The organism is Microbacterium sp. AC132, from assembly GCF_979258525.1.
This window is the reverse complement of the sequence record NZ_OZ409862.1, coordinates 3,676,310-3,699,494: the sequence shown is the minus strand read 5'-3', so window position 1 is coordinate 3,699,494 and position 23,185 is coordinate 3,676,310. Positions and strand designations below refer to the sequence as shown.

Annotated in this window: 21 protein-coding genes and 2 tRNA genes; 10 read left to right on the top strand and 13 right to left on the bottom strand. The window is 67.8% G+C overall.

Annotated features, from left to right (window positions below; genetic code table 11):
- Positions 1-72: 72 nt before the first annotated feature.
- Positions 73-1,317, bottom strand: a complete 1,245-nt coding sequence (locus ACZZZQ_RS17980; RefSeq protein ID WP_463508064.1) for an acyl-CoA dehydrogenase family protein — start codon at positions 1,315-1,317, stop codon at positions 73-75.
- 173 nt (positions 1,318-1,490) lie between these two features.
- On the opposite strand from ACZZZQ_RS17980, the gene gltX reads away from it, so the two are divergent.
- Positions 1,491-2,996: a glutamate--tRNA ligase gene (gltX, locus tag ACZZZQ_RS17975; RefSeq protein ID WP_463508063.1), complete on the top strand. Its 1,506-nt coding sequence runs from the start codon at positions 1,491-1,493 to the stop codon at positions 2,994-2,996.
- Between the two features lie 149 nt (positions 2,997-3,145).
- A tRNA-Gln gene (locus ACZZZQ_RS17970) sits at positions 3,146-3,217 on the top strand.
- A gap of 52 nt (positions 3,218-3,269) precedes the next feature.
- Here ACZZZQ_RS17970 and ACZZZQ_RS17965 read toward each other — a convergent pair.
- Complete coding sequence (locus tag ACZZZQ_RS17965; RefSeq protein WP_463508062.1) at positions 3,270-4,091, bottom strand: hypothetical protein; 822 nt, start codon at positions 4,089-4,091, stop codon at positions 3,270-3,272.
- Between the two features lie 194 nt (positions 4,092-4,285).
- Here ACZZZQ_RS17965 and ACZZZQ_RS17960 point away from each other — a divergent pair, with 194 nt between their 5' ends.
- Positions 4,286-5,245 (top strand): DNA topoisomerase IB, encoded by a 960-nt coding sequence (locus ACZZZQ_RS17960; RefSeq protein WP_431739069.1) that lies wholly within the window; start codon positions 4,286-4,288, stop codon positions 5,243-5,245.
- A 6-nt stretch (positions 5,246-5,251) separates the two neighbouring features.
- Here the strand turns inward: ACZZZQ_RS17960 and ACZZZQ_RS17955 are convergent, their stop codons facing one another.
- Together ACZZZQ_RS17955 and ACZZZQ_RS17950 are read right to left on the bottom strand one after the other, a co-directional pair.
- Complete coding sequence (locus ACZZZQ_RS17955) at positions 5,252-6,109, bottom strand: 3-hydroxyacyl-CoA dehydrogenase (protein ID WP_463508061.1); 858 nt, start codon at positions 6,107-6,109, stop codon at positions 5,252-5,254.
- Positions 6,110-6,144: 35 nt separating this feature from the next.
- A complete protein-coding gene (locus ACZZZQ_RS17950) occupies positions 6,145-6,591 on the bottom strand; it encodes a MarR family winged helix-turn-helix transcriptional regulator (protein ID WP_053095875.1) in 447 nt (148 codons plus the stop codon).
- A gap of 82 nt (positions 6,592-6,673) precedes the next feature.
- On the opposite strand from ACZZZQ_RS17950, the gene pepN reads away from it, so the two are divergent.
- A complete protein-coding gene (gene pepN / locus ACZZZQ_RS17945) occupies positions 6,674-9,157 on the top strand; it encodes an aminopeptidase N (protein WP_463508060.1) in 2,484 nt (827 codons plus the stop codon).
- On the opposite strand, the gene ACZZZQ_RS17940 is transcribed toward pepN, so the two are convergent.
- Both ACZZZQ_RS17940 and ACZZZQ_RS17935 read right to left on the bottom strand, forming a co-directional pair.
- Positions 9,154-10,032, bottom strand: a complete 879-nt coding sequence (locus tag ACZZZQ_RS17940) for an aminoglycoside phosphotransferase family protein (RefSeq protein ID WP_056278644.1) — start codon at positions 10,030-10,032, stop codon at positions 9,154-9,156. The genes pepN and ACZZZQ_RS17940 overlap by 4 nt on opposite strands.
- A 1-nt stretch (position 10,033) precedes the next feature.
- Complete coding sequence (locus tag ACZZZQ_RS17935; RefSeq protein WP_463508059.1) at positions 10,034-10,672, bottom strand: MBL fold metallo-hydrolase; 639 nt, start codon at positions 10,670-10,672, stop codon at positions 10,034-10,036.
- A 153-nt stretch (positions 10,673-10,825) separates the two neighbouring features.
- Here ACZZZQ_RS17935 and ACZZZQ_RS17930 point away from each other — a divergent pair.
- A tRNA-Glu gene (locus tag ACZZZQ_RS17930) sits at positions 10,826-10,898 on the top strand.
- Between the two features lie 52 nt (positions 10,899-10,950).
- Here ACZZZQ_RS17930 and ACZZZQ_RS17925 read toward each other — a convergent pair.
- The 4 genes from ACZZZQ_RS17925 to ACZZZQ_RS17910 form a co-directional block, all read right to left on the bottom strand.
- Complete coding sequence (locus tag ACZZZQ_RS17925; RefSeq protein WP_056278645.1) at positions 10,951-12,198, bottom strand: MFS transporter; 1,248 nt, start codon at positions 12,196-12,198, stop codon at positions 10,951-10,953.
- Entirely contained in the window at positions 12,195-12,743 is a 549-nt protein-coding gene (locus tag ACZZZQ_RS17920) for an ArsR/SmtB family transcription factor (protein WP_072591187.1), read from the bottom strand. The genes ACZZZQ_RS17925 and ACZZZQ_RS17920 overlap by 4 nt, the downstream gene beginning before the upstream one ends.
- A gap of 79 nt (positions 12,744-12,822) precedes the next feature.
- Entirely contained in the window at positions 12,823-13,902 is a 1,080-nt protein-coding gene (locus tag ACZZZQ_RS17915) for a DUF4349 domain-containing protein (RefSeq protein WP_187249556.1), read from the bottom strand.
- Positions 13,899-14,456, bottom strand: a complete 558-nt coding sequence (locus ACZZZQ_RS17910; RefSeq protein WP_463508058.1) for an RNA polymerase sigma factor — start codon at positions 14,454-14,456, stop codon at positions 13,899-13,901. Before ACZZZQ_RS17910 ends, ACZZZQ_RS17915 begins: the two co-directional genes overlap by 4 nt.
- A 247-nt stretch (positions 14,457-14,703) precedes the next feature.
- Between ACZZZQ_RS17910 and ACZZZQ_RS17905 the strand changes: the two genes are divergently transcribed.
- Positions 14,704-15,708: a TerC/Alx family metal homeostasis membrane protein gene (locus tag ACZZZQ_RS17905; protein WP_053095882.1), complete on the top strand. Its 1,005-nt coding sequence runs from the start codon at positions 14,704-14,706 to the stop codon at positions 15,706-15,708.
- Positions 15,709-15,759: 51 nt separating this feature from the next.
- Here ACZZZQ_RS17905 and ACZZZQ_RS17900 read toward each other — a convergent pair whose 3' ends face one another.
- The gene (locus ACZZZQ_RS17900; RefSeq protein ID WP_072591189.1) at positions 15,760-16,353 is read right to left on the bottom strand and encodes an LON peptidase substrate-binding domain-containing protein; all 594 of its coding nucleotides are present in this window, start codon (positions 16,351-16,353) and stop codon (positions 15,760-15,762) included.
- A gap of 36 nt (positions 16,354-16,389) precedes the next feature.
- Between ACZZZQ_RS17900 and ACZZZQ_RS17895 the strand changes: the two genes are divergently transcribed.
- Complete coding sequence (locus ACZZZQ_RS17895; RefSeq protein WP_463508057.1) at positions 16,390-16,887, top strand: DUF427 domain-containing protein; 498 nt, start codon at positions 16,390-16,392, stop codon at positions 16,885-16,887.
- Between the two features lie 17 nt (positions 16,888-16,904).
- On the opposite strand, the gene ACZZZQ_RS17890 is transcribed toward ACZZZQ_RS17895, so the two are convergent.
- Together ACZZZQ_RS17890 and ACZZZQ_RS17885 are read right to left on the bottom strand one after the other, a co-directional pair.
- A complete protein-coding gene (locus ACZZZQ_RS17890; protein WP_072591191.1) occupies positions 16,905-18,218 on the bottom strand; it encodes an LLM class flavin-dependent oxidoreductase in 1,314 nt (437 codons plus the stop codon).
- Complete coding sequence (locus tag ACZZZQ_RS17885) at positions 18,215-19,510, bottom strand: O-acetylhomoserine aminocarboxypropyltransferase/cysteine synthase family protein (RefSeq protein WP_187249558.1); 1,296 nt, start codon at positions 19,508-19,510, stop codon at positions 18,215-18,217. The genes ACZZZQ_RS17890 and ACZZZQ_RS17885 overlap by 4 nt, the downstream gene beginning before the upstream one ends.
- 187 nt (positions 19,511-19,697) lie before the next feature.
- Here ACZZZQ_RS17885 and leuC point away from each other — a divergent pair, with 187 nt between their 5' ends.
- From leuC to murA, 3 genes are all read left to right on the top strand, one after another.
- Positions 19,698-21,149, top strand: a complete 1,452-nt coding sequence (gene leuC / locus ACZZZQ_RS17880; protein WP_463508056.1) for a 3-isopropylmalate dehydratase large subunit — start codon at positions 19,698-19,700, stop codon at positions 21,147-21,149.
- Between the two features lie 2 nt (positions 21,150-21,151).
- Positions 21,152-21,751: a 3-isopropylmalate dehydratase small subunit gene (gene leuD, locus ACZZZQ_RS17875; protein ID WP_072591193.1), complete on the top strand. Its 600-nt coding sequence runs from the start codon at positions 21,152-21,154 to the stop codon at positions 21,749-21,751.
- 129 nt (positions 21,752-21,880) lie between these two features.
- Complete coding sequence (gene murA / locus ACZZZQ_RS17870) at positions 21,881-23,182, top strand: UDP-N-acetylglucosamine 1-carboxyvinyltransferase (RefSeq protein ID WP_463508111.1); 1,302 nt, start codon at positions 21,881-21,883, stop codon at positions 23,180-23,182.
- The last annotated feature ends 3 nt before the right edge of the window (positions 23,183-23,185 follow it).

Below are 23,185 nucleotides of genomic sequence, written 5' to 3'. Positions count from 1 at the left end.
AATGCCCAGGGCTCCCCGGTGCCGCGACCGCCTCCGTGAGCGCGGCACCGAGGAGCACCTGAATCGCGGCGATCAGGTGTACCAGGTCGGCTCAGGCACCTCGTTGCGCAGCACGTAGTCGCCGACCTCCCGCTTCTTGTACGCGATCGGGTCGTGCAGGCTGTGCGTGCGCAGGTTGCGCCAGAAGATGTCGAGGCCGACCGAGTTGGCCGAGGCCCTGGCGCCGGTGAGCTCGTAGATCTTCGTGGCGACCTCCAGGCCGTCGTCGACGATGCGCAGCTTCCCCGCCGCGATGCGCACGGCGATCTCGCCACGTCGACGTGCAGTGAGTTCTTCGCGCGGGGCGTGCAGCACCGCACTGATCTCGGCGCCCACGGCATCGAGCAGCGCTTCGTCGGCCCACAGCCTCGATGCCAGCTCGCCATAGCCTTCGAGCAGATACCACTCGTCTGTCGCGTGCTGCTTGTCATCGCCGCCGTACGGCCACGGGCGGGTCACAGATCGCGTGTAGGCGGATGCCGTCTGGAGGGCACCCTGTGCGATGCCGAGGTAGAAGTTCGCGAAGACGAGCTGGATGGTCGGCACGTTCAGAGTGTTGTAGGTCAAGGGGCGGAACACCCGGTCGACGAAGCCGGCTGCCGCCGACCAGGGGACTCGGACGTCGCGGATCTCGACCGAGCCCGATTCGGTGAGTCGCTGCCCCAGGTTGTCCCAGTCGTCTCCGAAGACGATCCCCTCCTGAGCCGTGGGGACGATCGCGAAGATGTGCGTCTCGGTGCCTTCGAGGACGCCTTCGAGGACGGTCAGGTCCGAGATCTGGCCGCCCGTCGAGAAGGACTTGCGCCCGGAGAACACGAGATCATCGCCGTCTTCGCGGATCACCAAGTCGGAGTCGCGCGGGTTGACCGCGCCGCCGAAGACGAAGTCGTTCGCGGTGTACAGCTCCTCGACCGCGGCGATCTGCTCTTCGGTTCCGACGAGACGGGCCGCCCACGCCCAGAGGTAGTGATACCCGAGGACCTGTCCGATCGACCCGTCGCCGCGGGCCACCGCCCTGATCACCTTGTAGGCGGTGTCCCAGCTCTCACCGGCGCCGCCGTGGGCGCGAGGGCCGAGCAGGGTGACCAGCCCCGAGTCCTTGAGCAGCTGGACCTCGGCCCGAGGGGTCGCATTCGCGCGGTCCCGCTCGACGGCATCCACCGCGAGGATGTCGGCCACCTCCTCGGCGCGGTCGATCCACTCGAGGCTGGTCTGAGGTCTTGGCGTGCCGCGCCAGCGATCGCTGAGGCCTGTCGTCACTGCATCCGTGATTGTCATGTTGTCACCCTTCCGGTTGGTCGATGCGGCAACGATAGGAGCGCGTCGGCGTCGAATGCGGGTTGTTACCCAGGGTGAGGGACTGTTACCCACGGTGACCCCTCCTGAGCGGCCCGCGACCGCTGGCGATCGGGGAGGTCGAGACGCCACCCGGCAACTAGAATCGAGGGGATATGGCTACCCCGCACCCCCTCACCACGACCGCCAGCGGCTCCGACGTACGCGTCCGCTTCTGCCCCTCGCCCACCGGACTGCCGCACGTCGGCATGGTCCGCACGGCCCTCTTCAACTGGGCGTACGCCCGCCACAACGGCGGGAAGATGGTGTTCCGCATCGAGGACACCGACGCCGCGCGCGACAGTGAGGAGAGCTTCCGCCAGCTCGTCGACGCTCTGACCTGGCTCAAGATCGACTGGGATGAGGGCGTCGAGGTCGGTGGGCCGCATGCCCCGTACCGCCAGTCCGAGCGTCACGACATCTATCGCGGCGTGATCGACAAGCTCCTCGCCTCCGGCGCCCTGTACGAGAGCTTCTCCACGGCGGAGGAGATCGACGCCCGCAACGAGGCGGCCGGACGCGCGAAGCAGCTCGGCTACGACAATCACGACCGGGATCTCACGACCGAGCAGAAGGACGCCTTCCGCGCGGAGGGTCGTCAGCCGGCACTCCGACTGCGCGTGCCTGACGAGGACCTCACCTACGTCGATCTGATCCGCGGTGAGGTGACCTTCCCCGCCGGTTCCTTCCCGGACTTCGTGGTGGTGCGTCCGAACGGGATCCCGCTCTACACGTTCGTGAATCCCGTCGACGACGCGCTCATGGGCATCACGCACGTTCTGCGCGGCGAAGACCTGATGCCCTCCACGGCTCGTCAGCTCGCGCTGTACGCGGCCCTGATCGACGCCGGCGTCACCACGTTCGTCCCGCGGTTCGCTCACATGCCGCTCGTGCTCGGCGAGACGGGTAACAAGAAGCTCTCCAAGCGCGACCCTCAGGCGGATCTTTTCCTGCACCGGGATCGCGGATTCATCCACGAGGGTCTCCTGAACTATCTGGCGCTGCTCGGCTGGTCCATCGGTCACGACCGCGATGTCTTCACGCTCGAGGAGTTCACCGAGGCGTTCGACATCGTGGACGTCAACCCGAACCCGGCTCGGTTCGACCAGAAGAAGGCCGAGTCGATCAACGGCGACCACATCCGCAAGCTCGACGAGAAGGACTTCGCCGAGAGGACGATCCCGTACCTCGCGGCCGCCGGCCTCTTCGACGAGCCGACTCACGAAGAGCTCGTGCTCGCCTTCCGGGTCGCCCCGCTCGTGCAGGAGCGCGTGCAGTTGCTCGGCGACGTGCCCGGCATGGTCGGCTTCCTCTTCTCCGACGACGTCTCGTATGACGCCGACGCGCTCAAGGGGCTCCCTGCGAACGCCGGCGAGGTGCTCGACGCGTGCGTGGTGGCTCTCGAGCCGGTGACCGACTTCACGCCCGAGAAGATTCAGGAGGCTCTCACAGCGGCGCTCGTCGAGAGCCTCGAGCTCAAGCCGCGTGTCGCCTACGGTCCTCCGCGTGTCGCGATCACGGGACGCCGCATCTCGCCGCCGCTGTTCGAATCCATGGAGCTCCTGGGCAAGGACGAGTCGCTGCGACGGCTCCGGTTGCTGTCGGAGTTCCTGGCCGGCTGAGACGGCCTGGTCGACGAGGGAGAGTCGCCGATGAGTGCTCTCCCTCGTCATCTCCGCCCGCGACGCGCCCGGACGAACGGCGGCGTTTTGGCATTAGGGCCGCGGCTCGGGTAAGCTTGACTCTCGGTGCGAGACTCCGGTTTCGCCCTTGGGGTATGGTGTAATTGGCAACACGGCGGTTTCTGGTTCCGTTGTTCTTGGTTCGAGTCCAGGTACCCCAGCAAGACAAAAACCCCCGCTCAGGCGGGGGTTTTGTCGTTACTGGATGCGTGCCTACTCGCACTCTCCGATGAACCCGAGGTAGCACACCGCTTCGTGCGTGACGGCTGGCTCGTAGTCGTCGTTCGACACCTGACGAGTATCGATCTCAGGCGTCCGGTGAAGGCTGCCATAGCTGCCGAGCGTGGCCACGAAGTAGCCGTCGCCGTCCTGCGCCTTCATCTCGTCTATCGCCGCGCTGTACTCGGCGCACAGGCGGGTCGCGCTCTCGGTGAGCTCGACATCGACGCAGGCTGCCGTGTAGGTCGCGACCATGAGGTTCGTGCAGTCCGTCCAGTCCTGGTTCACGCTGCAGGGGTTCACGTCGTCCATCGTGACGTCGTAGCGCCCGGTCTCGTACTCCTCGCTGCGGAAGGTCTCTGGCTGCTCGGGTACATCGGTCTTGGTCCAGTGTCGCGCCGTGGCGAAGGCGAAGATCACGACGATCGCGGCGATGAGAAGGAGCGCGCCCACGATCGAGAGCGCCACCCAGAGACCGACACGCCTCTTCTGACCCGGAGGGCCGTCGGGCGCGGGCGTGTATCCCGGGTACACCGGCGGGCCTGCTGGCGCCGGGGCCTGCGTGGCGTACACGGGCGCCGTGTCGTATGCGGGAGGAGGTGCGTCGTACGCCGGAGGAGGTGCGTCGTATGCGGGGCCCGTGGGCGGCGGGGGAGCGGTCGGCTGGGTCGACACCCAGTAGGCGTACCAGCTCTGAGCGGACGCGGTATCGTCGGCCACCTGTCGGGCTTCGAGGTCGGTGAGCTGCAACCCGAGTGGGGCGCGCAGATCTGCACGGGTCAGGGACGCACGGAACTCCTCGAATGACATCGCCATAGTCACGAGGATGGCAGACCATCGGGTGCCCGGACAATCCGATCGGCGCGATGCCGCTGCCGACGGAGCATGCCGTCCGGAGGGAGATATCGCCTAGCAGAGCGCGCCCGTGTCGCGCCATGCCCTTCACTGCCGTCGCCGGGCCGGGCATCGTGATCGCAGATGCCCGACGCGGCATGACAGGGAGGATGCCAATGGCACTCACGAGAGTCGTCCCCGGCGAGACGCCGGGAATTCGACGCGTGCGATCGGGCTCCGGCTTCCGATACGTCGATGCCGGTAACACGCCCGTGGCCGAGGCCGATCGAGAGCGCATCCGGGACCTCGCGATACCTCCCGCGTGGAAAGACGTGTGGATCGCCGCCGACCCCCTCGCTCACATTCAGGCGGTCGGCACAGACGATGCGGGCAGACGTCAGTATCTCTACCATCCCCTCTGGCGCACCGGCAGAGATCAGCGCAAGTTCGCCCGGGCGCTCAAACTGGCCGAGGCGCTGCCCGCCGCCAGGGCCAAGGTCACCCGTGCCATCGGTGAACCGGGACTGACACGTGACCGCGCCCTCGCCGTCTCCTTCCGGCTGCTGGACGACGCTGCACTGCGCATCGGCTCGGAGCGTTACCTGGTGAAACACGGCAGTCGCGGCCTGAGCACGCTTCGGCGACGGGACGTGCGGATCGACGGGAGTACGGTCGCGCTCAGCTTCCCGGCGAAGAGCAAGCAGCTCGCCTCGATCGAGATCACCGATGCGCCGCTCGCCGAGGCGCTGTCGGAGTTCGCCGTCGGTTCGCCGAAGGCTCCGCTGCTCGCCTATCGCAAGGGTCGTCGCCGGGTGCGACTCACATCGAGCGAGGTCAACGACTATCTACGGCAGGTGGCGGGATCGTCGTTCACCGCGAAGGACTTCCGCACGCTGCACGGTACGATCCTCGCGGCGGACGCGCTGGCGCGGATCGGCCGACTCGAGACGAAGACCGATCGACGGCGCGCCGAGCGCCTCGCTGTGCAGGCCACGGCGTCGGCGCTCGGCAACACTCTCGCGGTCGCCCGAGGGAGCTACATCGACCCGCGGGTCTTCCGGCTCTACGCGCGCGGTCGCACTCTCGACCTGTCGGTGTCGCCGGAGACTGCTATCCGCAAGCTCCTCGGGCGGTGAGGGGCGTCAGCTCTCGCGAGGGTAGGTGTAGAAACCCTCGCCCGTCGCGACCCCCAGCTTGCCGTGGTCGATGTACTGCTCCTTGAGCAGGTCTGCGAAGCGCTGCTGCTTCTCGCCGCCCATGCGCGAGATGTTGTAGGCGGTCGTCAGACCGACGATGTCGTAGATCTCGAAGGGGCCCGCCGGCGCGCCCGTGCCGATCCGCCAGGTCGCGTCGATGTCCGCGGGCTCGGCGATGCCGTCGACGAGCAGCTCGGCCCCGGCCTGGAGGAAGGGCACGAGCAGCGAGTTCAGCAGGTAGCCCGCCTTCTCCTTCTTGATCTGGATGGGGACCATCCCGATCTGCGTCGCGAACTCGACGACCGTCTCGTAGACGGTGGGGTCGGTTGCGGGGGTTCCCATGACCTCGGCGGTGTTGTGCGACCAGATCTCGTTCGCGAAGTGGAGGGCGAGGAACCGGTCGGGGCGACCCGTCGATTCCGCGAGCGCGCTCGGCAGGAGGGTCGAGGAGTTGGTCGCGAAGATCGTGGTCGCCGGTGCGGCGTCGGCGAGGGTCCGGTAGATGCTCTGCTTGAGTTCGAGGTTCTCGGGCACCGCCTCGATGATGAGGTCAGCTGCAGCGGCTGCATCCGCGAGGTCGGACGTGAGCCGGATGCGGTCGATCGCGGCTTTCGCGCCGCCGTCAGCGGCATTCTCCACGCCGTCTGCGATGTAGCGCGAGGCGAGACCCTCGAGTCGTTCGGCCGCGCGATCGAGCGCGGACTGATCGATGTCGTATGCGACGACGTCGAAACCGTGGAAGGCGGTCTGGAACGCGATCTGCGATCCGAGCACGCCGGTGCCGAGAACAGTGATGTTCTTCATTTCTCTTCTTCCTCTGGTGGCCTTGTGGGCCGTGGTCAGGCTTGTTCGTCGCCGCTGTCGAAACGCCGGAGATCATGCGCGAAGCGCTGCACCTCGTCATCCGTCCACTGCGCGAGATGGGCGTCGATGACGTCCTGCAGCGATCGCAGTGTGCCGCGGAATGCCTCTTCGCCCTCGGCGGTCAGCTCGAGCGGTCGGCCGCGTCCGGAGTTCGAAGGGGTCTCCTGCACGAGGCCGAGAGACATGAGTGCGGACAGCTGACGCGAAACGGTCGAGCGGTTCAGCCGGAACATCCGGGCGATGTCCGTCGACCGGATCCCGGGCTGGTCGGCGATCGCCATGACGATGGACTGGTCGGTCATCGAGAGCGTCGGCTCTCCCGCGCGGGCGTCGACCAGGCCGCGCCGCGTGATGGCGACGAGCGACTTCAGGACGGCGGCGCTGTCGGTTCGGCGTTCGTCTGACCCGGTCTCATGTTGCATAGCGCAACTCTACGCTCTTCTGTTGCGTGATGCAACGTACGTAGGTTCCGCAGGGCGGGAACGCGGATGAAAGGATGGAGGCATGGACACAGCCAATCTCTCTCGAGAGGAGACCGCGGCGCGATCCGCCGCCGTCTCCGTGCGCAGCATCCGCGTAGAACTCGACCTCACGGGTGCACCGGAGCGGGCACGCAGCGGGTTCTCCACGATCACGACCCTGGATTTCACCGCGACGGCGGACTCGACCTGGGTGGACTTCATCGGAGAGCGCGTCGAGAGGGTCGTCGTCAACGGCGTCGACCGCGATGTCGTCTACGACGGGTCGCGCATCGAGCTGAGCGGCCTCGGGACCGAGAACGTCGTCCGTGTCGAAGCTGTCGCGAGCTACAGCCGATCCGGCGAAGGCCTGCACCGGTTCCACGACCCGGCCGACGACCGCACCTACCTCTACACGCAGTACGAGCCCGCCGACGCGCGACGGGTGATGGCCTGCTTCGAGCAGCCCGACATCAAGGCGCCCTACACGTTCGTGATCGATGCTCCGGCGGGTTGGCAGGTGCTGTCGAACCAGGCGGCGGTCAGCGTCGACGCCGGCGTCGGCGTGCAACGTGTCGAGTTCGCTCCTACGCTTCCGATCTCCAGTTACATCACGTCCATCGCGGCGGGACCCTACGCTCGAGTCGACGGCGAGTGGCAGCGCGACGATCAGCGCATCGCGCTGGGCCTGTTCGCGCGACAGTCCCTCGCGCAGTACCTGGAGTCGGACGAGATCCTCGAGATCACCCGCCAGGGTCTCGATTTCTTCACCGACGCGTTCGCCTACCCCTATCCCTGGGGCAAGTACGACCAGATCTTCGTGCCCGAATACAACCTCGGCGCGATGGAGAACCCCGGCCTCGTGACATTCACAGAGTCCTACCTGTCGCGAGGGGCCGCCACGGATGCCCAGCGTGCCGCTCGCGCGAACACGATCCTGCATGAGATGGCGCACATGTGGTTCGGCGACCTGGTCACGATGAAGTGGTGGGACGACCTGTGGCTCAAGGAGTCGTTCGCCGACTACATGGGTTCGCACGCCTCGGCGGTGGCGACGCGCTTCCACGACGCCTGGGTGAAATTCGCTGCGAACCGCAAAGCGTGGGCGTACCAGCAGGACCAGTTGCCCACGACGCACCCGATCGTCGCGGACATCCCCGATCTCGAGGCGGCGAAGCTGAACTTCGACGGCATCACCTACGCCAAGGGTGCCGCCGTGCTCAAGCAGCTCGTCGCGTTCGTCGGCGACGAGGCGTTCTTCGAGGGCGCGCGGCGGTACTTCGCGGCGAACGCCTTCGGCAACACGACCCTCGACGACTTCCTCGTGCAGTTGAGTGCGGTCTCCGGGCGGGACATGACCGATTGGTCGCGTGCCTGGTTGCAGACCACCGGGGTCTCGACGCTGTGGGTGGAGCGGGATGCCGACGGCGGCGCCGCCGTCATGCAGAGCGACCCTCGGCCGCACCGCCTGCGCATCGGTCTCTACGATCGTGTCGACGGGAGGGTCGTCCGTCGCGATCAGATCGCGCTCGACATCGACGACGAGCGGACACCGGTCGTCATCCCGGCTGCGGATCTCGTGCTCCTCAATGATGACGACCTCACCTATGCCAAGGTGCGTCTCGACGACGCCTCTCTGGCGACGGTGCGGGAATCACTGTCTTCGCTCGACGATCCTCTCGCCAGGGCTGTCATCTGGTCATCGCTCTGGAACGCCACCCGCGACGGCGAGCTCGCGGTCGCTCGGTACGCCGAGATCGTTCGTGCCCACGCTCCGCGGGAGTCGAACATCGGCCTTCTCGCCGGCATCCTCGCGAATACGCTCTTCGCGATCCGCAACTACGCGAGCGATGACGCGCGACAGCGTGAATTGACAGCATGGGTCGAGACCGCGTGGACTGCGCTCCAGGCGTCCGATGCCGGCAGCGATGCACAGCTCTCCTGGGCGCGTGCGCTCGCATCGGCATCAGCTTTCGACGATGTGCGTGCAGACGACATCCGCGCGATCCTGCATGGCGATGCCCCCGACGGGCTCACGATCGACCCGGATCTGCGGTGGCAGCTCCTCACCGCCCTCGTCACCACGGGACACGCGGATGCCGATGCGGTGGCCGCGGAGCTGGAGTCCGACGACACGGGCAGCGGACGCACCGCTGCCCGCAGGGCCCTGGCCTCGCGTCCCGAACCGGACGTCCGGGCTGCCGCCTGGGACGCGGCGTGGAACGACGGATCGCTCAGCAACGATCATCTCGACGCGGTGATCGGCGGGTTCCGAGCCGGAGGACGCCGCGATCTCATCGAGAGGTTCGATGCCGAGTACTTCGGGCGGATCGGCGATGCGTGGGCGACACGGAGCATCGAGCTGGCGCAACGCCTCGTGGTCGGACTCTTCCCCGCCTCGCCCACACTCGATGCCGTGGATGCGTGGCTCGCGGACAACGACACGGCGCCCGCCGCTCTGCGTCGGATCGTCATCGAACAGCGCGACCACCTGGCGCGAGCTCTGCGCGTTCGAGCCGCGCAGAGCTAGTCCTCTTCGAGCGCGTCGGCCGTGCTCACTCCGACGGCGAAGTACTCGGGCCTGTCATCGCTCTGAGTCATCAGGACGAGGGCGATGTACGCCGCCCAGCCTCTCGCGCGGGTCCAGGTGGCGTCGTCGTAACGCTCCCTCGTCGCTCGCCGGAATGCCTCTCGGCCGCAGGCGTCGAAGAGCATCCAGGCCGAGGCGAGGTCGTAGGCGGGGTCGCCGACCGTGACATCGCCGAAGTCGATGAGCGCGGTGAGCGTGCCGTCGGCGACGAGCACGTTGCCCGGGTGCAGATCGCCATGGATCCAGACCTGCTCCGATGCGGGCGGCGCTGCGAGTGCCGCGGCCCAGGCGTCGCGCAATGCCGTCCGGCGGTCGAACGCGTCCAGACGTGGCCGAATGGCGGCGTCTCGAGTGGACAGGGCGCGTCCGCGCACCGGGTTGCGGGGAGCATCGACCGGCGCGGCGACGTGCAGCGCGCGCAGGGCGTCCGCGAGTCGGGGCGCCCAGGTCGCGTTGTCCGGGCGGGAGGAGGCGAGCGCCGTCGTTCCGGGGATCCAGGGCAGAACGGACCAGGGTCGCGGAAAGTGCGCGCTCGGCTCGCCCACGATCACGGGGACGGGCGCACGGATGCCGACGGCGGCGAGAGCCGGCCCGATCGTGCGCAGGGCACGCTGCTCGTGGGTGATGAGCGGCACCGAGAGATCGCGTCGAGGCAGTCGCACGGCGAGTTCGGAGCCGAGGCGCCACATCGAGTTGTCCCAGCCGTCGGCGAACAGCCTCAGCGGAAGCTCGGCGAGGGCGGGGTCCGTGCTTCGGAGGAGATCTCGTACGCCGCCCTCGTCGAGCGAGTACTCGGCAGAGGGGGAGTCCGCCACGTCAGATGTCGAGCGAGTCGCCCGGTTCGAGTATCGAGAACTCGCCGCCGCCCTGCTCGGTCGCCCACTGCAGCCGCTGCCGGTGCATCGTCTTGCCCGCGACGGACAGCGTCATGTCGTGAGTGCCGAACGCCCGCCGCGGTTTCACGGCCAGGACGTAGTCCATGGCCTCGCCGATCTTCAGCCACGGCGCGCCGAGCGGTGCCGCGAGAGTGCCGACCTCGACGCCCTCGGGGATCGCGTACGAGTCGCCCGGGTAGTAGAAGACATCGTTGATCAGCACGCCGACGTTCTCGACCACCGGCAGTGACGAGTGGATCAGCTCATGCGTGCCGCCGAAGAAGCGGAGCGTGAACGCACCGACCTCCACCGTCTCGCCCGGAGCGACCACGGAGATGTCATAGCCGTCGGCGGCGCGCGCGACGCCCGCCGGGGCGTAGATCGGGGTGCCGGGGGCTGCGCGCAGGATCCGATCCAGGTGCTCGGGGGTCCAATGGTCGGGGTGCTCGTGAGTGATCACGACAGCGACGAGACCCGAGAGATCGTTCAGGGGAGAGGTGAACGAGCCCGGGTCGAGGAGAAGGACGTCATCGCCCTGCTGGATGCGAAGAGCGGCATGTTCGAATTTGGTGACGCGCATGAGATGAGTCAACTCCTTCCGGGGCGCCGTGGCAAACCCCTCGGCAGGTGCGCCACGCCCGGGATCTGAAGACCGCCCCGCTCGATTTGGCGACGTGAGAATCGTCGTGGCATACTTGAACAGTTGTCGCGGCACGGAAACGTTCCGCCAGACGGCCCCATCGTATAGCGGCCTAGTACGCTGCCCTCTCACGGCGGTAACGCGGGTTCGAATCCCGCTGGGGTCACAACAAGCGAAAGCCCTCGGTTCTCCGAGGGCTTTCGTCGTCTCCGCATCCATCATGTGGATCCGACGGCTGTACGTAGCGACATGCTCCGGAACGCGGGGTTGGCCAACGGCGCCACCATCGATGCCGTCATCGCTCCACCGAAGAGGGCGAAGGGAACCCAGAGCGCGGTGGTCGACGCGAGCAGACCGAACGCGGCCATCGCGAGCGGCATCAGGCAGTCGTCGCCCAACCGGGTGATGGAGCTCATGCGGCCGAGGTACGCGGTGTCGACGGTTGCCGAGAACGTGGCGCTGAGCAGCACCGATGCGTAGCCGGCGGTCGCACCGATGACGAAGGCAGCGACTCCGACACTCCACGCGGGACCCCAGCCGAGTGCGACGATGGCCATTCCCTGCAGCATCAGAGCACGGAATCCCGCGCGTGCCTCGCGCCGAGGCCGCCACCTGGCGACGGACACGGCGCCGATCGCCGCGCCGAGTCCCAACAGAGCTTCGAACAGCCCTACAGCCGGCGCGCCCCAGCCTTCGTCGTGTGCTCGGAGCGCGAGGCCGATCCCGACGGCCGGACCGACCGCGAGGTTGAGCCCCGAGAGGGCGATGACGAGCGTGCGGGTGGTCGGATGTGCGCCGAGGTGGGCGAATCCACCCGCGATGTCGCGAAGAGCGGACTGTCGGTCTGCCCGTGCGAGCAGGAACCGCGGTCTGAGCCAGATGGCGATGAACGCGATGACGACGGTGAAAGTCACCGCGTTCACCGCCGCGCTTCCGACGAGGCCCGCGGATGCGACGATCACACCGCCGACGGCCGCGCCGGCCATCGTTCCGAGTCGCGATGCGGTCTGCGAGAGAGCGCCGTAGGACGGCAGGTCAGCGGCTCGCACGAGCTGGCGGGCGACGGTGCCCGCCGAGGGCTCGTAGAAGGCGTCGCAGACGCCGAATGCGATGGCGGCGAGGAGGAGCACACCCACGGTGGGCGGCGCGGAGAGCACCCAGAGCGCCACCGTCACGAGAACGCCCACCCGGACGGCGTTGAACAGCATCATCACTCGGCGCGCGTCCGCGCGGTCGGCGATCATGCCGCCGAACAGCAGGACGACCGCACGAGGCAGAGTGCCGGCGGCGACGATGAGTCCTGCGACCGCAGGCGAGGCCGTCTGCACGGCGGTCCACGCCAGCGCGATCGTCCACAGGGCGTCGCCCGCGTCCGAGAGCGCCTTGACGAGGATCCACGCATGCACTCGATGGTCTCGTCGGAACGCCGGCGGCTCGACGAGCTGCACAGGGTCTGCGGCGGTCATGGTGTCGTCGGGAAGGCGTGCGCGAAGAAGAAGATCGGTGTCCGCTGCTGCCCGTCTTCGAGATCGACCGAGTCGCGCCAGTCCTTCAGCGTCGCCGACAGCCTCGAGCTGAGGTCGCGCAGCTCGTCCGGCGTCGCCCAGGCCGTGGTCTCGGTGTTCGAGGCGTCATAGCCGGCGACGGCCGGATCATCGTGCCGGCGCTGCCAGCGTTGGAGGCGCTCGATCTGCATCCGGATGCTCTGCCGTTGCGCTTCGCGCGCCAGAAGCGCGTCGGCGGGGGAGTCCGCGAAGTCTTCCGCCGACCAGGTCAGGCCGCGACGGGCGATCTTCCACCAGCTCGTGCGCCGGTCGCCCGACGGGTCCTCGGCGCGCTCGACGAGGCCCGCCCGCTCCAGCATGCGCAGATGATGGCTGATGCTGCCGACCTGCGCATCGAGCGACCGGGCGAGTGCCGTCACCTGCGATGTGCCGTACAGCAGCAGGTAGTCGTAGATGCGTCGGCGCAGCGGGTGGTGCACGGCGGTGACGACCGAGATGTCTTCCATGAACGTCACGTTAGAACCGGTTCCCGATTCTCACAAGAGTTCTTGTATACCCCGGAAATCCGAGATTTAACGGGTGATCTCAGCTGTCGGTACCCGCCGCGTCGGAGCCTCGACGACCGCGGCGTGCTCGGCGGACGCCCCATATGATCAGCACGACCAGCCCGGCCACGGCGAGCCACGGAAGCAGGAATCCGACAGAGACCACCAGGGCGTTCAGCGAGACCACGAGCCCGTTCCATCCCGCGACGAGCCCATCGGAGAATCCTGCGGGATCGGCCGTCGTCGGCGCGGCGGTGCGGGTCAGCTGCACCGAGAGACTCGACATCGCGACCTGGTCCTCGAGCGAGGCGAGCTGCTGCTCGTACGACTCGAGCTGCGCCTGACGATCGGTCAGCGCCACCTCCGCCTCGATGAGCTCCGCGACGGTGCCGGTCTGGGACATGAGCTCGCTGAGTCGCTGGACGGATGCCCTGGTCGCATCGATGCGCGCTCGCAGATCGATCGCGGTCGAGGTCACATCCTGCTGCGCGATGGAGGAGGAGAGCACCTCGCCGGATTCGGTGAGCTCATCGATGACGGCGGGAAGATCCGCCGACGGCACGCGGATGCTGATCCAGCCGTACTCCGAGTCCGCGGCGACAGGATCGGAGGAGGCGTCCACGGCAGGGGTCCCGCCGATCTCGGTGCTCTCGACGTAGCCGCCATGCGACTCTGCGAGTGCCCCGATGGCGACCGCGGCGTCCGAGACGTCCTTCACCTCCACCGTGGCGTTGGCCGTGGCGATGATCTCACGATCACCCGCTGCGACATCTCCGGCGACCGCGCCCGACTCGGCTGACTCGGTCAGAGCCGAGGGCGCGCTCTGGTCGACGGCGCCCGAGCGAGCGTCCTCGACGACAGTCACGCCCCCGCCGTCGGCCGAGCTCGTCGCCGAACCGCCGACCGCGGTGAGGATGGGCGGGGTGATGAGGACGCCGATGACGAACGCCGCGGCGATGCCTGTGCCGGTGAGCCACCGACGACGACGAACGCGACCGCGCTTCTCTGCAGGCGACTGCCGCGGCAGCTCGGCGGCGATGTCCTCGAACACGGCTCTCTCGATGCGCTCCACTGCGGCATCGGTCAGCTCGGGCAGTGGCTCGGTGGAGGTGTCGTTCATGCGTCGCTCGCTTCCTTCACGGCACCACGCAGTCGGGTGCGGACTCGGGAGAGACGGTTCCGGACGATGGCGTGGCTCACGCCGAGCTCCTCGGCCGCAGCCTGGTAGGCGTAGCCTTCCGCGGCGCAGAGGCGGAAGATCGCGCGATCGAGGTCGCTGAGGGTGCCGACCTCGGCCGCGATCCGCTCTGCGAGATCCGCGGTGATCACCTGCTCCTCCACGCTGACCGTCGAGGGGAGGGTCTCATCGACCGCATCCGCGGTGTTGGCCTGGTCGCGTCTGCGCTGGCGCAGGCGGTTCGCGGCCTGGAAGCGGCAGATCGTCGCGAGCCACGGGAGGAGGGAGTCTCCCTGCAGCTCGAACCCCGGCAGCTTCCGCCACGCCGTGACGAAGGTCTCCTGAGTCACGTCCTCGGCATCCGCGGCGGCGCCGACGATCCCGTGTGCGATCCAGTAGACCGGGCGGGCGTACGCGCGGTACAGCTCGCGGAAGGCGCTCTCGTCACCTGCCGCGGCCCGCGCCGCCACTCTCTGGTCACTCGTCTGCACTGGCATCCCGATTCCGTTCGGTGTCTCTCACCCAGGAAGTGTCGGTCGACGCCCCATCGTCTCAGATCGGTGCCGGCGGCATCCGCAAGCGTCTTCGACTCCGCTACCATTGCTGAGGCGAGAGGGAGTATCCCGCAAGCGCATCCACCGTCATCACGAGCACCGACATCGCTGCTCCGGTCGTGCGACGCACTCTGTGCGTGGGAGAGACTTTCGGCGTTTTTCCGACCCTCCCGAAAGGTGCTGTACGCCCTTGGAAATCCCTGTCTGGTTCGAGATCACCTCGATGATCGTCCTCACGATCATCCTGATCGGCGACCTGCTTCTGATCCGACTTCGTCCCCACATCCCCTCGACCAAGGAGTCGACCCTGTGGGTGGTGTTCTACGTCGGACTCGCGCTGCTCTTCGCGGTTCTTCTCGGAAACGTCGCAGGCTGGCGAAACGCCGGCGACTTCATCACCGGCTGGGCGCTCGAATACAGCCTCTCGATCGACAACCTCTTCGTCTTCGTGCTGATCATGGCGCAGTTCGCGGTGCCGCGACGCTTGCAGCAGCAGGTGCTGATGGTCGGCATCATCATCGCCCTCGTCCTCCGCGGAGCGTTCATCCTCGTCGGCGTCACGATCGTCGAGCACTTCTCGCCGATCTTCTACATCTTCGGTGCCTTCCTCATCTACACCGCGATCAAGCAGGCGATGCCCGAGGGCGAGCACGAAGACGATGTGAAGAAGGAGAACTTCATCGTGCGCCTGCTGCGGCGCCGCATCGACATCAGCGAGGAGTACGACGGCTCGAAGCTGCGCACGACCGTCGACGGCAAGCGCATGTGGACGCCGATGGTCATCGTGTTCATCACGATCGGCGTCACCGACCTGATCTTCGCGATCGACTCGATCCCGGCGATCTTCGAGATCACCACCAACGGGTTCCTCGTCTTCGCCGCGAACATCTTCGCGCTCATGGGTCTGCGCCAGCTCTACTTCCTGCTCGGTGATCTGCTCGATCGTCTGCGCTACCTCCACTACGGGATCGCGGTCATCCTCGGATTCATCGGCATCAAGCTGATCCTTCACGCGCTGCACGAGAACGAGCTGCCGTTCATCAACGGCGGTCAGCATGTCGAGTGGGTTCCCGACATCGACAACATGGTGTCGCTGGGCGTCATCGTCGTGGCGATGACGGTGGCCACCGTCGCCAGCCTCATCGCCTCGTCTCGGGAGAAGCGGGCGCAGCGGGTCAGCCCGACGGTCGAGTGAGACGGTCGCTCTCCGCGGCGCCCGCGATTCCCGCGACGAGCAGGAGACGTGTCACTCCGCCGTCCAGAGCGCCTCGGCGTCGAGCGTGAGATCGATCACCTGACGCAGCAGAGCGCCCACCGTGGTGGACTGCAGCAGCGTGTACTGGTCGTATTCGCCCAGCGGCGCGATGGCGGCGAGCTGCCAGGCGGCCGCGAGCGGTTCGTCGGACAGCTCGGTGTCGGCGTCCCAAGGCGAGTCGGTGCGTGCCAGCACCCGGCGCACGATCGCCTCGGCTTCGGTGCGCAGGGGTGTGAGGGCGTCGTTCCAGGTCAGCTCGGGCAGCGGGGTCACCTCTGCGCGCGGGTAAGGAGCTTCGTCCAGCCACTGGTCGACGGTGAAGCGTGCCGTGCCGACCGCCAGGGTGTGCAGCACCTGGGCATCCGCCGCCACGCTCACCAGGCGCGCCATCGTGCCGAATCCACTGCGGCGGTCGCCACCGCCGACCTCATGTCCGCGCTCGATGAGCACGACGCCGAACTGAGGGTCGTCCTCGTCGAGCAGCTGCCCGATCATGGTGAGGTACCGCGGCTCGAACACGCGGAGGGGGAGCGGGGTGTACGGGAAGAGCACCGACCCCAGCGGGAACATCGGTATTTCTGACATGGCCCCAGTCAACACCGTGCGACGTACAGTGAACAGATGCGCAGACCCCGCCCTCTCGTGCCCTCGCCCGGTCAGGAATCCGTCTGGGACTATCCTCGACCGCCGAAGATCGAGCCCGTGGCTGCGCGCATCACCGTCCGCCTCGGCGGCCAGCTCATCGCCGACACGCGCGACGCGGTGCGAGTCCTCGAGACGAGCCATCCTCCCGTGTACTACCTGCCGATCGCCGACTTCACCGCGGGCTCGCTCTCTGACGCGCCGGGCACCTCGTTCTGCGAGTTCAAGGGAGCCGCACGCTACCTCGACGTGCGAGGTGGAGCGCAGACGGCGGCCGGGGCCGCCTGGAACTACCCGAAGCCCTCTCGAGGTTTCGAGATGCTGGCAGACCGGGTCGCCGTCTATGCGGGTCCGATGGACGAGTGCACGGTGGGGGACGAGGTCGTCACACCGCAGCCGGGCGGGTTCTACGGCGGGTGGGTCACGTCGACGGTCGTCGGCCCCTTCAAGGGTGCACCCGGCACCCTGGGCTGGTGACCCTGCTCGCCTACGCGTCAGAACGCGCGGAGGTTCGCCTGCAGCCCTCCGTCGACGTAGTCCCGGCGCAGGATGCCCCGGCGTCGAAGAACAGGCACGAGTTCATCCAGCGTCCGATGCAGCGTGACGGGGTGGAAGTCGCCCCACAGCAGGACGCCGTCGTTGCCCCACTCGCCGAGCTCTTCGATCAGATCTGCGAACTCCTCGGCAGTGCCGACGAAACCCGAGCGATCGGAGATGCGGCCCGTCCGAGCGAGCGCGGCGAGATGGGCCCGCAGAGGAGCATCGTCTCCGCGGTCGCCGATCAGGCGCTGGATGCTCCCGCGCGAGACGTGCTCGCCGAAGATCTCGAGGTCGAGTGGTCTGTCGAGATCGAGCGAGGTCAGATCCGTCTCCAGGTCGCTGGACTGCTTGCGTGCGATCTGCACGAGGGTCGCGTCGTCGGGATGCGCGGAGGAGGCGACGATTCGGTCGGCCTCCTCGGCGGATGATGTGATCACCGGCTGGATCGCGAACAGGATCTTGATGTCGTCCGGCGAGCGTCCGGCGGCGATCGCCGCATCGTGGATCTTCGCTCGATAGGCACGCACCGAGGCCTCGTCCAGCGGCGCGAGGGCGAGCTGCACATCGGAGTTGGCGCCGGCGAATCCGAGGCCGCGGCCGGAGCCGCCGGGGGAGACGATCGACGGCTCTCCGTCGGTGAACGGCACGGCGTTCAACGGGCCGTCGAAGTCGAAGTGCGTTCCGCGGTGCTGCACGGAGCGCAGCTTCGATCCGTCGGCGAACACGTCGGTCTCGCGATCGCGGACCAGCGCACCGTCGTCCCAGCTGCGCCAGAGCGAGCGGATGCCGGCGAGCCATTCTTCGGCGCGGTCGTATGCCGCATCGTGCCCGAGCTGTTCCGCGGCGGAGAAATGTCGCGCACTGCCGGTGTCGGTCACCACGTTGAGCCCGAGGCGGTGGCCACTGAGGTGCTGAAGCGTGGAGAACTGCCGAGCCGCGGTATACGGCAGGTACGCCGCCGGGTTCACGGTGGGCACGACCCCGAGATGCCGTGTCGCCTGGAAGAGGTAGGGAGCGAGCAGCAGCGGGTCGTGCTTGGGGCCGCCGAAGGCATGGCGCACCCGGAGGTCGATCGTGTCGGGAGAGCCGAGCGACGGCGCGTCCTCGATGATGAGGAGGTCGAAGCCTGCCTGCTCGAGCGTGCGAGCCGCCTCCTGGTAGATCTCCGGACGGGTCCAGTCGTAGTCCCAGTCCAGCGACGGATAGCCCCACCCCTGCGGGCCGAAGCCGCGTGCCAGGAACCACCCGAAGTGCTGGGGCCTGGTCATGAGACGGCCTCTCGTGCGGGTTCCAGGACTCGGGCCAGGTCGCCGAGGAGGTCGGCGACGTCTTCGATGCCGACCGACAGCCGCAGGGTTCCCGGCTGCACTCCGAGGACGTCTCGCTCCTCGGGCGTGCGATGCGAGTGGCTGGTGGTCGCGGGGTGCAGCACCAGCGAGCGCACGTCGCCGATGTGGGTCATGTGCGTGAACACGTCGACGCTCTCGACGAAGTCGCGTGCGGCGTCGAGGCCCCCGCGGAGCGTGAAGGTGAAGATCGAGCCGTACCCTCCCGAGAGGTACCTCTCGGCGAGGCCGTGGTCGGGATGCGTGTCGAGGCCGACGTAGTCGACGCTCTCGACCGCTTCCTGCGCGGCGAGCCAGCGGGCGATCTCGAGGGCGTTCCGGGACTGCCGCTCGACCCGCAGACCGAGGGTCTCGGCGCCCTGTCCGATCAGGAACGCGTTGAGCGGCGACGGGGACGCGCCGAATCGCGGAGCGACGGACTCGCGCGCGTAGGCGATGCGCGCGTTGCCGCCATGACGCGAAGCCACGCTCGGGAACCCGCCGCGCCCCGGAAGAACGAGATGCGGAGCGTTGTGCCCCGCCTTCGCCGGGTCGAAGCGGCCGTCGTCGAGGATCACGCCTCCGAGCACCGACCCGTGACCGGCGAGGAACTTCGAGGCGGAGTGCACCACCATGGCGGCGCCATGCTCGAGCGGCCGGAGCAGGAACGGCGTCGCGAGGGTGTTGTCGACGATGAGCGGGATGGCGAACTCGTCGGCGACCGCGCTCACCGCGGAGATGTCGAGGATGTCGTTGCGCGCGTTCGCGATGGATTCGCCGAACAGCGCCCGGGTGGTCGGGCGGATCGCACCCCGCCAGGCGCCGGGGTCGGCGATGTCGTCGATGAACGTCGTCTCGATGCCGAGGCGAGCGAGGTTGTCGAGCAGAAGCCCTCGCGTGCCTTCGTAGATGTGCGTCGAGGAGACGATGTGATCGCCCGCTCCGGCGACGGTCAGCAGTGCGGTGACGACCGCGGCCTGGCCGCTGGCGACGAGCACGGCCTCTGCGGCGGATTCGAGTGCGGCGAGCTGGCGCTCGACGGCGTGCACCGTCGGATTCCCCGTGCGCGTGTATCCGAACCCCGCGCCGGTGCCGAAGTGGTCGGCGGCGTGGTCGAAGTCGTCGAACTCGAAGCCCGCCGTCAGGTAGATCGGTGTCGCCCTCGACGATGCGGGCCCCTGATTCCGGGCCGCGTGGACCGCTCTCGTGGCGAATCCGGTGCTGTCGTCGGTCATGCGGGTGCCTCTCGAAGGTGTGGGTGACAGTAGCGTGTCACGCGGAGACTCCGGGCGCTGAAGCGGTGGTAATCTGACGTCATGCGGATCGTGCTCCTTCTTAGCGGCCGCGACGAGACCTCGTTCTGAGCCCCTCCTCGTCGCGGAGTCCATCGTGGGCCGAACCGCCAGCTTCAGGAGACACGCAATGAACACCCCCGCAGCAGACACTGCTCCCGTCCGTCCCAGGACCCTCGCCGAGAAGGTCTGGGACGACCATCTCGTCGTCAAGGGCGAGAACGGCGAGCCGGACCTCATCTACATCGATCTGCACCTGGTGCATGAGGTGACGAGCCCGCAGGCGTTCGACGGACTGCGGTCGGAGGGGCGACCGTTGCGGCGCCTCGACCTGACGATCGCCACCGAGGACCACAACACGCCGACCTGGGACATCGACAAGCCCATCGCCGACCTCACGAGCCGCACGCAGATCGAGACGCTGCGCCGCAACGCCACGGAGTTCGGCGTGCGTCTGCACTCGCTCGGCGACGCCGAACAGGGCATCGTCCACGTCGTGGGGCCGCAGCTCGGTCTCACGATGCCCGGCATCACGGTGGTCTGCGGCGACTCGCACACATCGACGCACGGCGCGTTCGGCGCCATGGCCTTCGGCATCGGCACGAGCGAGGTCGAGCATGTCATGGCGACGCAGACGTTGCCGCTGAAGCCGTTCAAGACCATGGCGATCAACGTCGAGGGCACCCTGAGGCCCGGCGTCACCGCGAAGGACATCATCCTCGCGGTGATCGCGAAGATCACCACCGGCGGCGGTCAGGGCTACGTCCTGGAGTTCCGCGGCAGCGCGATCCGGGCGTTGTCGATGGAGGGCCGGATGACGATCTGCAACATGTCGATCGAGGCCGGCGCTCGTGCCGGCATGGTCGCGCCCGACGAGACGACCTTCGAGTACCTGAAGGGTCGCCCGCACGCCCCGAAGGGGCAGGACTGGGACGACGCCGTCGCGCACTGGCGAACGCTGCCGACGGATGAGGGGGCGACGTTCGACGCCGAGGTCTTCATCGATGCCGATGAGCTCGAGCCGTTCGTGACGTGGGGCACCAACCCCGGTCAGGGCAGCTCGCTGTCGGCGGCGGTTCCCGACCCGGCAGAGATCGCCGATGCCAATGAGCGTGCCGCAGCCGAGCGGGCCCTCGAGTACATGGATCTGACGCCCGGCACGCCTCTCAAGGAGGTGCCGGTCGACGCCGTCTTCATGGGGTCGTGCACGAACAGCCGCATCGAGGATCTCCGCGCGTTCGCGTCGATCGTCGAAGGCAAGAAGAAGGCCGACGGCGTCCGCGTCATGGTCGTTCCCGGCTCTGCCCGGGTGCGGCTGGAGGCGGAGGCCGAAGGACTCGACAAGATCATCAAGGACTTCGGAGCCGAGTGGCGATTCGCGGGGTGCTCGATGTGCCTCGGGATGAACCCCGATCAGCTCGCGCCGGGGGAGCGCTGCGCGTCGACCTCCAACCGCAACTTCGAGGGCCGGCAGGGCAAGGGTGGACGCACGCACCTGGTGTCGCCGCTCGTCGCCGCCGCGACCGCGATCCGCGGCACGCTGTCGAGTCCGAGCGACCTGAACGAGATGGCGGAGGTCTGACCATGGAGAAGTTCACCACCCACACCGGCATCGCCGCCCCGCTGAAGCGCTCGAACGTCGACACGGACCAGATCATCCCCGCCGTGTTCCTCAAGCGGGTCACGAAGACCGGCTTCGAGGACGCACTGTTCCACGGCTGGCGTCAGGATCCCGAGTTCGTGCTCAACCAGCCGGCTTTCCAGGGCGCATCGGTGCTCGTCGCCGGCCCCGACTTCGGCACCGGATCCAGCCGCGAGCACGCCGTCTGGGCGCTGCGCGACTTCGGCTTCGCGGTGGTCCTGAGCCCGCGCTTCGCCGACATCTTCCGGGGCAACTCGGGCAAGCAGGGGCTCCTCGCCGCCACCATCTCCGAAGAGGATCTCGAGCGGATCTGGGCCGAGATCGACCGGAATCCCGGGGCTTCGATTACGGTCGACCTCGAGGCGCGAGTCGCGTCGATCGGTGAGATCCAGGCTGACCTCGGGATCGACGATTACACTAGATGGCGGCTCCTCGAAGGGCTCGATGACATCGGGCTCACCCTGCGCAACGAAGACAAGATCGCGCAGTTCGAGGCCCGTCGCGAGTCGTGGCGGCCCCGGACCCTTCCCGTTCAGCAGTGAACGGCGGGGCGGGGAGCCGAGGGCGACCCCGCCGCGAATTCCGTTGAATGAAGTGAGGCTCCGAATGACGACACCTGTGCGCGACGCTCTTCCGGACGGAGTCCCCCACTCACCGGAGACGTCCTCGCCATTCGCGGAGGGCGCCCGCTGCGCGGCCGCGTCGACGTCAAGGGCGCGAAGAACCTCGCGACCAAGGCGATGGTCGCGTCCCTGCTCGGAGAGACCGTCAGCGTGCTGCGCGACGTGCCCGCCATCAGCGACGTCGCGGTCGTCCGCTCGCTTCTCGAGGTCCATGGCGTGCGGGTCTCCGACGGCGATGAGCCCGGAGCTCTCGTCTTCGACCCCAGCGACGTCGAGTCCGCCCACTTCGAGGAGATCGACGCTCACGCGGGTGCCTCGCGCATCCCGATCCTCTTCTGCGGCCCGCTGCTGCACCGTCTCGGTCAGGCCTTCATCCCCGACCTGGGCGGCTGCCGCATCGGCGACCGCCCGATCGACTTCCATCTGGACGCGCTCCGCAAGTTCGGCGCCATCGTCGAGAAGCTGCCGAGCGGCATCCGCCTGTCGACGGGTGGTGCGCGCCTGCACGGTGCGAACATCCACCTCCCGTACCCGAGTGTCGGAGCGACCGAGCAGGTGCTGCTCACGGCCGTTCGCGCCGAGGGCACCACGGAGCTTCGCAACGCCGCCATCGAGCCCGAGATCATGGATCTGATCGCGGTGCTGCAGAAGATGGGCGCGATCATCTCCTACGAGCCGAACCGCGTCATCCTCATCGAGGGTGTCGAGACGCTTCGGGGGTATGACCACCGCTCGATCTTCGACCGCAACGAAGCCGCATCCTGGGCGTCCGCCGCACTCGCCACCGACGGCGAGATCTTCGTGGGCGGCGCGAAGCAGCAGGAGATGCTCACGTTCCTCAACGTGTTCCGCAAGGCCGGCGGATGGTTCGACATCAAGGAGGACGGGATCCTGTTCCGTCGCGACGGCGAGCTCAAGCCGGTCATCGTCGAGACCGACGTGCACCCCGGATTCATGACCGACTGGCAGCAGCCTCTCGTCGTGGCGCTCACTCAGGCCAAGGGCCGCTCGGTCGTGCACGAGACGGTCTACGAGAACCGTCTGGGCTTCACCGAGGCGCTCGTCAAGATGGGCGCCGACATCGTCGTGCACCCCCGCGGACTGCAGGACGGGGCCCGTCGTGTCCCGCGCCGGGACCTCGAGCAGGCCGCCGTCATCACCGGCCCGACGCCGCTGCACGCCGCAGACATCGTCGTTCCCGACCTTCGCGGCGGATACAGCCACGTCATCGCGGCGCTGACCGCCGAAGGCGAGTCGAGGGTGTCCGGAGTGGACATCCTCAGCCGCGGATACGAGAAGTTCCTCGCCAAGCTCGATGCCGTGGGCGCCGACTTCGACGTCATCCGGTGACCC

Coding starts and splice junctions, on each gene's coding strand:
- ACZZZQ_RS17980 (WP_463508064.1), bottom strand. CDS start 1,317: ATGACAATCACGGATGCAGTGACGACAGGCCTCAGCGATCGCTGGCGC.
- gltX (WP_463508063.1), top strand. CDS start 1,491: ATGGCTACCCCGCACCCCCTCACCACGACCGCCAGCGGCTCCGACGTA.
- ACZZZQ_RS17965 (WP_463508062.1), bottom strand. CDS start 4,091: ATGGCGATGTCATTCGAGGAGTTCCGTGCGTCCCTGACCCGTGCAGAT.
- ACZZZQ_RS17960 (WP_431739069.1), top strand. CDS start 4,286: ATGGCACTCACGAGAGTCGTCCCCGGCGAGACGCCGGGAATTCGACGC.
- ACZZZQ_RS17955 (WP_463508061.1), bottom strand. CDS start 6,109: ATGAAGAACATCACTGTTCTCGGCACCGGCGTGCTCGGATCGCAGATC.
- ACZZZQ_RS17950 (WP_053095875.1), bottom strand. CDS start 6,591: ATGCAACATGAGACCGGGTCAGACGAACGCCGAACCGACAGCGCCGCC.
- pepN (WP_463508060.1), top strand. CDS start 6,674: ATGGACACAGCCAATCTCTCTCGAGAGGAGACCGCGGCGCGATCCGCC.
- ACZZZQ_RS17935 (WP_463508059.1), bottom strand. CDS start 10,672: ATGCGCGTCACCAAATTCGAACATGCCGCTCTTCGCATCCAGCAGGGC.
- ACZZZQ_RS17925 (WP_056278645.1), bottom strand. CDS start 12,198: ATGACCGCCGCAGACCCTGTGCAGCTCGTCGAGCCGCCGGCGTTCCGA.
- ACZZZQ_RS17920 (WP_072591187.1), bottom strand. CDS start 12,743: ATGGAAGACATCTCGGTCGTCACCGCCGTGCACCACCCGCTGCGCCGA.
- ACZZZQ_RS17915 (WP_187249556.1), bottom strand. CDS start 13,902: ATGAACGACACCTCCACCGAGCCACTGCCCGAGCTGACCGATGCCGCA.
- ACZZZQ_RS17910 (WP_463508058.1), bottom strand. CDS start 14,456: ATGCCAGTGCAGACGAGTGACCAGAGAGTGGCGGCGCGGGCCGCGGCA.
- ACZZZQ_RS17900 (WP_072591189.1), bottom strand. CDS start 16,353: ATGTCAGAAATACCGATGTTCCCGCTGGGGTCGGTGCTCTTCCCGTAC.
- ACZZZQ_RS17895 (WP_463508057.1), top strand. CDS start 16,390: ATGCGCAGACCCCGCCCTCTCGTGCCCTCGCCCGGTCAGGAATCCGTC.
- ACZZZQ_RS17890 (WP_072591191.1), bottom strand. CDS start 18,218: ATGACCAGGCCCCAGCACTTCGGGTGGTTCCTGGCACGCGGCTTCGGC.
- ACZZZQ_RS17885 (WP_187249558.1), bottom strand. CDS start 19,510: ATGACCGACGACAGCACCGGATTCGCCACGAGAGCGGTCCACGCGGCC.
- leuC (WP_463508056.1), top strand. CDS start 19,698: ATGAACACCCCCGCAGCAGACACTGCTCCCGTCCGTCCCAGGACCCTC.
- leuD (WP_072591193.1), top strand. CDS start 21,152: ATGGAGAAGTTCACCACCCACACCGGCATCGCCGCCCCGCTGAAGCGC.